The organism is Streptomyces sp. NPDC004031, from assembly GCF_053604375.1.
This window is the reverse complement of sequence record NZ_JBSGHL010000013.1, coordinates 14,649-26,357: the sequence shown is the minus strand read 5'-3', so window position 1 is coordinate 26,357 and position 11,709 is coordinate 14,649. Positions and strand designations below refer to the sequence as shown.

Genomic DNA, 11,709 nt, shown 5'->3' with positions numbered 1-11,709 from the left:
GTTCCTCATCGCTCGGGCGCTGCCGGGCCGTTGCCGTCGAAGACCACCGACCAGGGGCGCGGACGGTCGGGGGATTCCGGTACGGGCTGCCCGGACGGCGCCCCGCCGGCGAGGGCGCGGGCGGCGGTGCGGGCGAAGGCGCGGACCGCCGGGTGCGCCGCGCCGCGCGGCCACACGGCGGACAGCCGCGGGCGCAGCGGGCGCCCCGCCAGCGGACGCCACGCCGTACGCGGCTCCCTGGCCGCGGTGCGCCCGTCGTCGAAGGCGACCCCGTGCCCCGACGCGACCAGGCCGAGCCGGAACTCGGCCGTGCCCGCGTGCCGTACCGCCCCGGGGACGAACCCGGCGGCGCGGCAGGTGGCGAGGATCTCGTCGTACCAGCCGGGGGCCGCCGACCGGGGGAAGAGGACGAGGTCGTGGCCGGACAGCTCCGCGAGCGCGACCTCCGGGCGCCGGGCGGGCGCGGAGGCGCGGTGCAGGACGACGCCCCAGTCGCTCTCGGCGGCCGGGCCCGCCACCAGGTCGTCCGCAGTGCCCAGCGGGTGGTGCAGCAGGCCGGTGTCGAGTTCGCCCGCGCGCAGCAGCCGCAGCTGCTCCGCCTCCTCCGCCTCCCGCGGTTCGATGCGCAGGCCGGGCAACTCCCGCGCACCGGCGGCCAGGAGGGCGTGCAGCGCGGCCGCCGACGTCTGCGGGGGGACGCCCACCCGCAGGGTGTCCGGCTCCTGGGCACCGGCCATGACGGCACGCAAGTGCTGCTCGGCGGCGAGGAGTCGGCGGGCCTCGGCCAGCAGGAGCACTCCTGCGGGCGTGAGGCGCACGTTCCGGCGGGAGCGGTCGAACAGGTCCGTGCCGAGGTGCGCCTCCAGTCGGCGGATGGACTGGCTGAGCGGCGGCTGGGCCATGCCGATGATGTCGGCGGCGCGGCTGAAGTGCAGTTCCTCGGCGACGACGACGAACAGCCGCAGGTGCCGGAGGAGGTCCATCCTGCGAGCCTATGTGAGGGTGGGAGCCGGACACGGGGAGCGGGGAGCGGGGATGCCGGAGACCGGGACGGTCGGGGAGCGGGTCACCGCGCTGCTCGGCGCGGCGGGCGCGACGGTCCGGCTGCACGCCGTCGATCTGCGCGGCGGGCGGGAGGTCGGCGTGGCCGCCGACGAACAGGTCGTCCTGGCCTCGGTGTTCAAGATCCTGCTGGTGCTGGAGTTCGCCCGGCAGGCCGCCGCCGGGCAGATCGACCCGGCCGAACGGGTCGTGCTGACCGCGGCCGACCGGCTCGGCGGCTGGGGCGTCGCCGGATGCGTCGACGACGTGACGATGTCGCTGCGCGACCTGGCCTACTTCACCCTGTCGGTGAGCGACAACACGGCGGCGGACGCGCTGATCCGCCGCGTCGGCCTCGACACGGTACGGCTGCTCGCCGCCGAACTCGGCCTGGACCGCACCCGGGTGGTGGGCGGCCCGCGCGACCTGCTGCGGTCGATGTTCGAGGACGCCGGGGCGCGGGACGCCGCGGAGTTCGCCGCGCGCTACCCGGACCTGGAGCCGCGCCAGGTACGCGGTTTCGCGGCGCTGGACCCGGCGCGTACGACGTCCGCCACGGCCCGTGACGTCACCTCGCTGCTGCGGCTGATCTGGCAGGACCGGGCGGGACCGGCGCAGGCGTGCGCGTGGGTGCGCGAGCTGATGGCCCGGCAGGCCTTCCGGCACCGCCTCGCGTCCGGCTTCCCCGCCGACGTGCGGGTCGCGGCCAAGACCGGGACGCTGCCCGGCCGGCACATCGAGGCGGGCGTCGTGCGGTATCCGGACGGCGGGCAGTACGCGGTCGCGGTCTTCGCCGAGACGCCCGACCTCGCGCCCGCGCAGCCCGCGGTCGACCGGGCGATCGGCCGCGCGGCGCGCCTCGCGGTGGAGCACCTGCGCGCCGCACCGCTGCCCGACCCCGTCTGACCTGGTCCGATACGTGCGCGCATATCACCGCGGACGGTGATCGGTCTTGGACACCGCGCCGCGGCCGGTGCTGTGCTCGTCCCATGAGCGAGACGACACGTACAGGATTCCACCGGCGGCGGCTGCTCCAGGGGGCTGCGGCGGGAGCGGTCGGGGCGGTGGCCGCTTCCGCGCCCACACCCGCGTCGGCGTCGGCAGCCCGGACCGGGGGCGCGGCCGCGGGCGACGTCACCTTCCAGTGGTTCGGGACCAGCGGCTGGCGCATCGACACGGGCACCCGCACCGTCCTGGTCGACCCGTACCTGACCCGCTTCCCGACCGGCCTGTTCAGCGGCACCTTCGACCCGCGCACCGAACTGACCACCGACGAGGCCCTGGTCGCGGAGCACACCGGCCACCCCGAGACGGTCCTGGTCACCCACAGCCACTGGGACCACTTCACCGACGTGCCCTTCATCGCCACCACGACGGCCACCGCGCGGATCGTCGGCACGGAGACGACGTACCACCTGCTCAGGGCGTACGGCGTCGAGGCGGCCCGGATCGTCGTCGTCAAGGGCGGCGAGGTCCTCGACTTCGACGGCTACACGGTCGAGGTCGTCGCCGGCCGCCACAGCCGCAACGCCGCCCGCGGCTACTTCTCCCCCGGCACCCTCCACGGCCCCGCGATCCCGCCCCGCCCCGCGACGATCGGTGACCTCCCCGAGGGCGACACCCTCGCCTTCCACGTGACCTTCGACGGCGGCCCCTCGGCCTTCTTCATGGGAGCCAGCGACTTCAGCGAACGCGACACCACCGGCCTGCGCCCCGACGTCGCGATGATCGCCCCGCCGACCAGCACCTCGACCCACCGCTATGTCCCCCGCCTGCTGACCGCCCTGGGCAACCCCCGCACCGTCGTCCCCGTCCACTGGGACGACTTCGAGACCCCGCTGTCCCAGCCGCCCCGGCGCGACCCGTCGGTCAACTGGCCCGCCTTCCTCCAGCAGATACGCGAGACCTCCCCCGCCTCCCGCGTCGTCCTCCCGGACTACCTGACCCCGTACCACTTCGCCTGACGCGTGCGGCTCGACCCCGCCGACGAGGCCCGGCTCACCCTCCCCGAGCCGGGCGTCTGCCGCACCCCCCCACCCCAGCTCCTGCATCTCGGCCCCGCCCCCGCGAGCCGCCGGGGCGGCCACCAGGACGACACGACGGCGGTGTGACCGGGGGGCGGCCGGGGCGTCGCCGTCCGGCCGTGACGGAAAAACGCCGGGGCCCACCGGGTTCCGGCGCCCGGGGGAACGGCCCGGACGAACCGCCCCGTGCGTGGTCGGGGACATGGCCGTGACGTCGTAGCGGTTGCGTAACAGTCCCCACCGGTCGGCTCGTCACCGTGCGGAACGCGCCATTACGTTGGGCCGGACGGCGCACGAAGCGTGTGCCCGGGGGACTCTACGGGGGAGTGGCCCATGGTTCGGCCGGAACCTGACGGTACGGCGGAGACGCCGCAGCAGATGCGGCAGCGCGCGGACGATCTGCGCGAGTGCGCGCGGACCGCCCGCAAGATCGCGGGCAACCTCGGACCGTATCTGGACAAGGCGGTCGCGCAGGCGACACCGGCGATCTGGACCGGTCCCTACGCCACCTCGACCAGCGGGATGCTCGGCTCCCGCAAGTCGACGCTGCACCGGATGGCGGCCGATCTGACGCAGGACGCGGGGCGCTGGGAGACCGAGGCGCACGACCTGGACGACCGGGCCGCGAAGGCCGACGCCAAGCAGAAGGCCGGGGGCGGCTGATGAGCTTCCACGGTTTCGACACCACCAAGATCCGCAGCCTGGCCGGCGACCTGGAGACGCTGAGCCAGGGCGCCACCGCCCTGCACCGGGACGTGGCCGGCGTGCTCACGCGCGCGGACGGGCTGATGGCCGGCAAGTCGGCCACCACCAGCCCGCTGCTCCAGCCGCTGGTCGGCTACCCGGTCGGCGGCCGCGCCGGCCTGCCCGGCACCCTCGCCCCCGAACTGCACGACACCCAGGGCTCGATGCTGCGCCGCTGCGACCAGCTCGACGGTGTCCAGCACCTCACGGACGAGGGCTACGACATCGATCCGGCGCTCTACTTCGGCGACGAGAAGGCGCCCGACGAGAAGAAGATCACCGACCTGCTCTCCGCGGTGAGCGCGCTCGACGGCAAGGACTTCGGGAGCAACGGCAACCGGGACGATCTGCGCAAGCTCCGTGACCAGTTCGGCGAGCTGACCCCGGCCGAGCTGGACGCCCTGCTCTCCAAGGTGCCCGCCGCCGACCTCAAGCGGCTCAACGACCTCGCCGCGGACGACAACGACGGCAGCGGCTGGAAGTGGTGGGACCACAACGGCCTGCCCGACGGGGAGTTCCGCGACTTCGTCAGCTCCCTGGTGAAGAAGGCCGGCCCCTCCCACTGGCCGGCCCTGGAGGCGGCCTTCCCGAGCGTGCAGCCGGGCTTCGACACCACCGACGCCTGGATCGAGGGGTACAACCCGCAGTCCGGCCAGGGCGCCAAGGGCATGCACTACGGCATCCCCGGCGAACCGCTCTTCGCCACCCCGGGCCAGATCGACGTGGACGGCATCGCGCAGGGCCGGTTCGGCGACTGCTGGTACATCTCCTCGCTGACCGCCACCGCGCACGCCAACCCGAAGTTCATCCAGGAGGGGATCAAGCAGAATCCCAACGGCACGGTCGACGTGCGGATCTGGGACAAGGACGGCAACGTGCACTGGGTCACCGTCACCCCCGACCTGCCGATGGACGAGAACGGCAACCTCATGAGCGCCAACGGCAACGGCGAGGTGTGGCCCGCCTACTACGAGAAGGCGTTCGCCCTCATGTACGGCGACGACAAGGGCGGCGCCCCCGACGGCCACGAGAACGACCCGCGCTACGACCGCAAGGAGCAGGGCGACTACGGCGCCATCGAATGGGACTTCACCGACAAGGCGCCCTCCTACGTCACCGGCCACAAGTCGAAGTCCATCGACAACGACTTCGGCAGCGTCAAGAACTCCTTCGAGTCGCACCACCCGGTCATCGTCGCCACCCGGTCCGACGACGACCTGAAGAAGGACCACCTCAACCCGCAGTTCGACCCGCACTACGTGACACGGCACGTCTTCTACGTGAAGGGCTTCGACGCGGACGGCAAGATGATCCTCGGCAACCCCTGGGGACCGGGAGGGGACATCCACATCACCGAGCAGCAGTACCACGACTACTTCAACAGCCCGCAGGAACTCCAGGTGGGCGGATGAGCACCGCGCGCACGGCCACCCGCGCCGCCCTCGGCCTCGGCGCCCTGCTGCTCATGACGACCGCCTGCGGCGCGGGCGGCGATCCGGCCACGGACCCCTCCGGCCCCGCCACGCACCCCACCGCCCCGGCCACGGACCCCACCGCCCCCGCCACGGGCGCCCCGGCACCGGCCGCCGACAAGGGCCCGCAGTGCGAGGGCACGGCGCCCGCGCACGGCCTGCCCGCCCTGCACGTCCTGATCAACGCCGACGCCGCACTGCCCGGCGGAGCCACCGTGCACTACGCCGCCGCCCACGCCGACGGCACGCACCGCACCGCCGACCTCAGCACCGCGGCGGGCACCGGCAGCGGGTCCGGTACGCCGCAGACCGTACGCCCCGCGCAGCGGATCACGGTCGGCGGCCACGCGTACACCGTCGCCCAGATCTGCACCTACCGTGTGGTCCTCACCGGACCCGGGCTCACATCCCCCGCCGACCAGGGAGGCACCATGACATCGCGATGGCCGACGACGCACGACGGCCGGTGGCGGCTGCTGTGGCACCTCCCCGACAGCGGGCCGGGCCAGAACAGCGCGGTGGTCACCAGCATCCTCGACGGCCCGCCGCGCACCTCGATCAACGTCGTGGCCGGCGGCCGGGCGGCCGCGAGCTACGTGGACGTGACGCAGGGCGACACGGTCGAGATCGCGGGCCGGCTGTGGAAGATCGCGGCGGTCGACCAGGGCGCCATGACCGCGGACACCGGCTCCTCCGACTTCACCCCCGGCTACGTCGACCTCCAGCTGATCGGCCCCGCCTGACCCCCGCCACGGGCTCCTCCCCCCGGCCCCCGCGGGCGGGCCGGGGGAGTGCGGCCCCGGGCGGGCGGGTCAGCGCAGTCCGGCGAAGAGGTCGTTCTCGGGGACGGCCGCGCCCGTGGTGTCCCGGACGCGGACGAAGGTCTCCACGCCCAGCAGTTCGCCGAAGCGCTCCTTGCCCATCTTGAGGAAGAAGATGTTCTCGCCCTGGCTGGCGTGCGCGGCCAGCGAGTCGAACTTCTGGCCGCTGTAGGCGGTGGTGTCCACCCATGTGGTGATCTCGTCGTCGGGCAGGCCGATCTCGGCCATCGCGGCGGTCTCGGCGGGATCCGGCTCGGGCATGTCCGCGCCGAACTCGCGCATGGTCTCGCCGAACCGCTGCATCATCGAGCGGGGCACCGTCGTCCAGTACACCTTCGGTGTCAGCGTCGTCAGCTCCAGCGCCGCCATCGTGATGCGGTGGGCCTGGATGTGGTCCGGGTGGCCGTAGAAGCCGTTCTCGTCGTAGGTGACGACGACGTCGGGCCGGTAGTGCCGCATGAGGTCCGCGAGCCGGGCCGCGCCGTCCGCGACGGGGGTCTGCCAGAAGGACCCGGGGGCGTCGTTGGTCGCCCAGCCCATCATCCCGGAGTCGGCGTAGTCGAGCATCTCCAGGTCGCTGATCTTCAGGACCCCGCAGCTCGCCTCCAGCTCGTGCCGGCGCATCACGGCGACCGCGGCGGGGTCGTGCCCGGCGTCCCCGGGCTTGACGCCCTCCGGGCCGTCACCGCAGCCGCCGTCGGTACAGGTCACGAGCACCGTGCGGATGCCCTCCGCCGCGTACCGCGCGAGGATCCCCCCGGTGCTGGTGGCCTCGTCGTCGGGGTGGGCGTGCACCGCCATGAGCGTCAAGGGCCGGTCGGTCATGAGTCAGTCCTCCTGCGGAGATACGGCGTGATCCGGAGCGCGGGCCGGTCGTCCCACGATGCAGGGTCCCCGGTGCCGGAGGGCGAGGCGACCCGCCGGTCTCCGTGTCCCCCGCCCGCGCGCCGCCGACCCCGCACCCCGTCCAACCGCTCGGGCCGTCCCCCCTGTTCCCGCCCCGGCCCTTCGACCGCCGGGATTCCACGGCGGACGGCGGGGCGGGGCGGAGGCGGGGGGTGGGTCAGGAGGCGAGGCGGTTCAGGGCCGCGGTGGTGATGCCCTTGACGTAGGACGGGGCGTCCGTGGGCTGGCCGGTGAGTTCGACGACGGCGACCCTGGTGCCGCTGCGGAGGACCGCGACGCCGCCGGTGGCGGTGCCGTCGCCGTTGTAGGACGGGTACCAGTGGCCGGTGCCGCCGCCGGTGGTGAGGGCGTGGGCGGCGCCGTAGTGCCAGTGGCCGGCCGGCTCGTCCTGGCAGTCCTGCACGAGCGCGTTCAGCTGCTTCTCGTACGCGCTCGCCGAGCTGCTGGTGGCGGCGTTCGCGGCCGACTCGGTCAGCAGGCCGTCGGAGTCGAAGGTCCAGGTCACGGACGCGTAGGCGGTGGCCTTGCCCTTCGTCAGGTCACGCAGGGTCTCCTCGCCCGAGCACGCCGAGAGCGCCTGGCGCCCGTCCAGCGACACGGTCGCGCCGACCGGACCGAGGCCCTGCTGGAAGAAGTCCTCGCTCTGCACGAGGGCGGCGGAGCCGAGTCCGGGCGCGGCGGCCGCGGCGGCGGTGCGGGGCGCGGCGCCGCGCGCGGACCCGTCGGCGGCGGCCGACTGGATGCCCACGACGCCGGCCGTGACCAGCGCGGCGGCGAAGCAGGCCGCGGCGGCGAGACGGTTGCGGCGGACGGACGTGCGCTGGACGGCCTGGTTCTTGGACATCTGGGTCTCCCCCTGCTGGTCGGGACGCCTGCTGCGTCCTCGTACAACCGGGGGAGATGACGCGGGCGGAGGGAAAGTTGGAGCGCTGACCCGCTGTTTCACAGCTGTGACAGAGCGGTCCTGACGACGTGGGACATCGCGTCCGTGCCCAGGCAGGCGTCGATCTCCAGCACCCCGTAGTGGGTGCCGCTGCGGAGCACGGCGATGCCGCCGCAGGGCTCCTCGCCCTCGGGCGCCTTGCCGGTGGTGTTGCGGGATCCCGGGTAGGTGCCCATCCAGCTCGCGCTGACGTCGGGGGCGAGGTCCACCGTCGTGGTGCTGCCGTAGACCCAGTGGCCGGGAACCTCCTCCTGGCAGGGCACCTCCTCCAGCAGCAGGCGCTCGGCGAAGTTCTGCGCCAGGGACGGGCTGTGGGCCTCGGCGGCGACCTCGCGGGCGATCTGCTCGGCGCCCTCCGCGGCCACGGTGGGGTCGTCCGGGTTGACGCGGCTGCTGGTCGTCAGCCCGCGGAAGTGGGCGCCGGGCCCGCCCAGCGTCTCGGTGAGCGTCTTCTCCCCGGTGCAGGCCGCGTTGGCGTACGAGCCGTCGCCGAAGCGGTCCCGGGCGTAGATCTTCCCCGTGACGCCGACCGCGGCGAACGCCGCGGGGCCGACCAGGTCGGCGGTCGTCAGCGGCCCGGTGGCGGCCTTCGGCGGGACGGTGGCGGAGGCCGCGGGCGTGGGCGGCGAGGTGGAGGCGCCCACCGTCGCGGGAGCGGAAGTGCGGTGGGGCGCGCCGTCCGCCTCCGCCGCCGGGTGCGCGGTGCCGGACGGCGGCGGCAGCACGTAACGGCCGGCCACCAGGCCGCACGCGGCGGCCGCCACCAGCGCGGCGACGGCGGTACGCGGCCGGACGGCGGTACGGCCGCCTCCCCCCGCCGCGGGGCCGTCGCTCACCGGCCGCCCGCCAACTGCTCGCGCATGAAGCGCCGCGCCTGGTGGATGCGGTCCTTGACGGTGCCCAGCGGGACGTCCAGCTCCTCCGCCACCTGGACGTACGTCAGGTCGCCGAGGTCGCGCAGCACGAAGGACTCCACCAGCGCCGGGTGCTGCTGCTCCAGCGCGGTGAGCGCCTCCATCAGGTCGAGCCGGGTGCCGGCGATGACGCTGGTGCTCCGCGGGTCCACGGACTCGGGCAGGTCGGCGTGGCTGTCCTCGGCGCGCCGGCGCATCGAGCGGTAGGTGGACCGGGCGGCGTTGGACGCGATCACCGTCACCCAGCCCAGGAAGGAGCCGTGGCCCCCGTACTCGCCCAGGTGCGTGCTGATGGACAGCAGCGCGTCCTGCGCGGCCTCCTCGGCGTCGGCGTGGTGCGGCAGGAAGCGGGAGCAGCGGCGCAGCACCACCGGCCGGAGCTTGGCCAGCAGGTAGTCCGTCGCCCCCGGGTCCCCCGCCTGAGCCGCCGCTACGAGCTTTTCCAGCTCGCCTTCCTCGAACACCCCGAGCCCCCGTCCTGTCCCACACGTCGAACGGAGTTTCCCACTCCCGACGATTCCGGCAGAATGCTGCCACATGCGCAAGCTCGGCCGTTACCTCCTCCTGGACCGGCTCGGGGCAGGCTCCTTCGCGACGGTCTGGAAGGCCTACGACCCGGAGCTGGACACCGAGGTCGCGGTAAAGGTGCTGGCCGAGAACTGGGCCGCCAACGCCGATGTGCGCGAGCGCTTCCTGGCCGAGGCGCGGCTCCTGCGCCGGATCGCCAGCCCGCGGGTGGTCCGGGTCCACGACGTCGGGGTGCAGGACGACCGGCCCTACTTCGTCATGGACTACGTGCGCGGCGGCACCCTGGCCGACCAGGTCGGGCGGTGCGGCCCGCAGGAGGCGCTGCGGCTGGCCGCGGAGGCGGGCTACGCGGTCCAGGTCCTGCACGAGGCGGGCGTGGTGCACCGCGACGTCAAGCCGTCCAACCTGCTGCTCTCCACCGACGTGACGCCCGCCGCCGTGCTGGTGGCGGACCTGGGCAGCGCGAAGCAGCTGGCCGACGCGTCCGGGCTGACGGTGACCACGGGCACGCCCGCGTACATGGCGCCGGAGCAGGCCTTCCAGACCGGCGGGTTCGACGGGCGTGCGGACGTGTACGCGCTGGCCGTCGTCACCTACGAGCTGCTGACGGGGCAGAAACCGTTCGGCCCCGGGGGACGCGCCACGGCCCTCATGACGGACCAGCCGGCCGCGTCGACGCTGCCCGCGCTGCCGGCCGGCCAGGAGCTGCCGCCGGGCGTGGCCCTGCTGCTGCGGACCGCGATGTCCGTCGAGCCCGCGGACCGCCCGCAGACCGCACAGGCCTTCGCGGACGCGCTGCTGGCGCCGGTCCCGAAGCTTCAGCAGCAGTCCGGCCCGCGGTCCGAGCCGCAGTCCGGCTCGCCTTCCGGACCGCCGGATCGCGCCGGGCGGCTGACTCCGCGCGCGGTCGCGCTGGCGTCGGGCGCGGTGTTCACGGCGGCCACCCTGCTGAGCTGGCTGCTGCGCTGAACGGCGGCTCCCCGCCCCGCGGACGTGGTTTGTCACCACTCTGGAACAGCCTCCCCGGGTGCCAAACATTTCCGCCGCCGCCGGCATCTCCCCAGTGCACGAGGGCGCGACAGCGGTCGCGTTCCCATGACGCACAGGGGATTCAAGGGGAGCGTGGAGAACATGGCACGGAACGCACGAACGGCACCGGGGCGCGGTCGGCGCGGCGGACGCGGGCCCGCCAGGCACATCGGCGCGGCGCTGCTCGCCGCCACGGTCCTGCTGGGCGCGGCCGCGTGCCAGGGCGGCACCGCCAAGTCCGCCGGGCCGGGCACCTCGTCGGCGCAGGCCCCGTCGTCCGGCGCCCCGACGTCCACCGGAACCGGCACCGGGACCGGGACCGGCACCGCGAGTCCCACCACCACGAGCGCCGCCCCGACGCATCCCGCGGGCCCGCCCATGCTGCTGGAGACGATCACCCCGACGGACGGCGCGAAGGTCGGCGTGGCGATGCCGATATCCGTGAAGTTCACCTCCCCCGTCGCCCGCAGCGCCCGCGCGACGGTCGAGCGGGCGCTGAAGGTCACCACGTCCACCCCGGTCACCGGCGCCTGGCACTGGTTCAGCAGCACCCGCGCGGACTGGCGGCCGAAGGACTACTGGCCCTCGGGCACCCACGTGGACATCGACGCCCGCCTCACCGATGTCGCCGACGGCAACGGCCGCTACGGCATCCACGACTACCACCACGCCTTCACCATCGGCCCGGCCTGGGAGACCAAGGTCGACGCCGCCGCCCACACCATGGACGTCTACCTCGACAAGGTCCGCCAGAAGCACTTCCCGATCGACGCGGGCAGCGCCGAATTCCCCACCTGGGACGGCACCATGGCCGAGATGGGCAAGGCCCCGTCGGTGCACATGACCTCGTGCAGCGTGCACATCAGCTGCACCCCGGGTACGCCCAACTACTACGACGTCACGCTGCCCTGGGACGTCCAGCTCACCACCAGCGGCACTTACGTCCACTTCTCCGACAGCCACCCCAACCCCGGCCAGTCCGGCTCCCACGGCTGCATCCACCTGTCCCTGGCCGACGCCAAGTGGTTCTACGCCCACGCCCACCAGGGCGACCCCGTCACCGTCACCGGCACCCCCCGCGGCCTCGTCCCCGGTGACAACGGCTACGCCGCCTTCACCCTCACCTGGTCCGCCTGGCTCACCGGCAGCGCCACGGGCGCCCAGCAGACCACCACACGGTAAGCAATGGGTAAAGCTTTCCGGAGCGAAGCGGTGCAAACCACATGAAGAAGATCACTTCCCGGCAGGGGCCGACTTTCCGCCGGTCACCCGCCCCACCAGCGCTGT

General features: G+C 73.9%; 13 protein-coding genes. 8 read left to right on the top strand and 5 right to left on the bottom strand.

Features of this window, described 5'->3' with window-relative positions; genetic code table 11:
• Nucleotides 1-5 precede the first annotated feature (5 nt).
• On the bottom strand, nt 6-983 hold the full coding sequence (locus ACWERV_RS10780) for a LysR family transcriptional regulator (protein WP_452931333.1): 978 nt from the start codon (nt 981-983) through the stop codon (nt 6-8).
• A gap of 52 nt (nt 984-1,035) precedes the next feature.
• Between ACWERV_RS10780 and ACWERV_RS10775 the strand changes: the two genes are divergently transcribed.
• The 6 genes from ACWERV_RS10775 to ACWERV_RS10750 all read left to right on the top strand — a co-directional run bounded on the left by ACWERV_RS10775 (nt 1,036) and on the right by ACWERV_RS10750 (nt 6,024).
• Entirely contained in the window at nt 1,036-1,947 is a 912-nt protein-coding gene (locus tag ACWERV_RS10775; RefSeq protein ID WP_452931330.1) for a serine hydrolase, read from the top strand.
• Nucleotides 1,948-2,030: 83 nt separating this feature from the next.
• On the top strand, nt 2,031-3,005 hold the full coding sequence (locus tag ACWERV_RS10770; RefSeq protein ID WP_452931327.1) for an MBL fold metallo-hydrolase: 975 nt from the start codon (nt 2,031-2,033) through the stop codon (nt 3,003-3,005).
• A gap of 3 nt (nt 3,006-3,008) precedes the next feature.
• Nucleotides 3,009-3,152, top strand: a complete 144-nt coding sequence (locus tag ACWERV_RS10765; protein WP_452931325.1) for a hypothetical protein — start codon at nt 3,009-3,011, stop codon at nt 3,150-3,152.
• Between the two features lie 246 nt (nt 3,153-3,398).
• Complete coding sequence (locus tag ACWERV_RS10760; protein ID WP_398175382.1) at nt 3,399-3,728, top strand: hypothetical protein; 330 nt, start codon at nt 3,399-3,401, stop codon at nt 3,726-3,728.
• Nucleotides 3,728-5,221 (top strand): C2 family cysteine protease, encoded by a 1,494-nt coding sequence (locus ACWERV_RS10755; RefSeq protein WP_452931322.1) that lies wholly within the window; start codon nt 3,728-3,730, stop codon nt 5,219-5,221. Before ACWERV_RS10760 ends, ACWERV_RS10755 begins: the two co-directional genes overlap by 1 nt.
• Nucleotides 5,218-6,024: a hypothetical protein gene (locus ACWERV_RS10750; RefSeq protein WP_452931319.1), complete on the top strand. Its 807-nt coding sequence runs from the start codon at nt 5,218-5,220 to the stop codon at nt 6,022-6,024. Before ACWERV_RS10755 ends, ACWERV_RS10750 begins: the two co-directional genes overlap by 4 nt.
• 69 nt (nt 6,025-6,093) lie before the next feature.
• Here the strand turns inward: ACWERV_RS10750 and ACWERV_RS10745 are convergent, their stop codons facing one another.
• The 4 genes from ACWERV_RS10745 to ACWERV_RS10730 all read right to left on the bottom strand — a co-directional run bounded on the left by ACWERV_RS10745 (nt 6,094) and on the right by ACWERV_RS10730 (nt 9,329).
• The gene (locus tag ACWERV_RS10745; protein WP_452931316.1) at nt 6,094-6,927 is read right to left on the bottom strand and encodes a PIG-L family deacetylase; all 834 of its coding nucleotides are present in this window, start codon (nt 6,925-6,927) and stop codon (nt 6,094-6,096) included.
• A 238-nt stretch (nt 6,928-7,165) separates the two neighbouring features.
• Nucleotides 7,166-7,852, bottom strand: a complete 687-nt coding sequence (locus tag ACWERV_RS10740; protein WP_452931314.1) for a hypothetical protein — start codon at nt 7,850-7,852, stop codon at nt 7,166-7,168.
• Between the two features lie 98 nt (nt 7,853-7,950).
• Nucleotides 7,951-8,787, bottom strand: a complete 837-nt coding sequence (locus ACWERV_RS10735) for a hypothetical protein (RefSeq protein WP_452931311.1) — start codon at nt 8,785-8,787, stop codon at nt 7,951-7,953.
• Nucleotides 8,784-9,329: an RNA polymerase sigma factor gene (locus ACWERV_RS10730; protein WP_452931308.1), complete on the bottom strand. Its 546-nt coding sequence runs from the start codon at nt 9,327-9,329 to the stop codon at nt 8,784-8,786. Before ACWERV_RS10730 ends, ACWERV_RS10735 begins: the two co-directional genes overlap by 4 nt.
• 73 nt (nt 9,330-9,402) lie before the next feature.
• Here ACWERV_RS10730 and ACWERV_RS10725 point away from each other — a divergent pair, with 73 nt between their 5' ends.
• Both ACWERV_RS10725 and ACWERV_RS10720 read left to right on the top strand, forming a co-directional pair.
• Nucleotides 9,403-10,362: a serine/threonine-protein kinase gene (locus ACWERV_RS10725; protein ID WP_452931305.1), complete on the top strand. Its 960-nt coding sequence runs from the start codon at nt 9,403-9,405 to the stop codon at nt 10,360-10,362.
• Nucleotides 10,363-10,524: 162 nt separating this feature from the next.
• Nucleotides 10,525-11,604 carry a L,D-transpeptidase gene (locus tag ACWERV_RS10720; RefSeq protein ID WP_452931302.1) on the top strand — a complete coding sequence of 360 codons (1,080 nt, stop codon included), beginning with the start codon at nt 10,525-10,527 and terminating at the stop codon, nt 11,602-11,604.
• Nucleotides 11,605-11,709 lie beyond the last annotated feature (105 nt).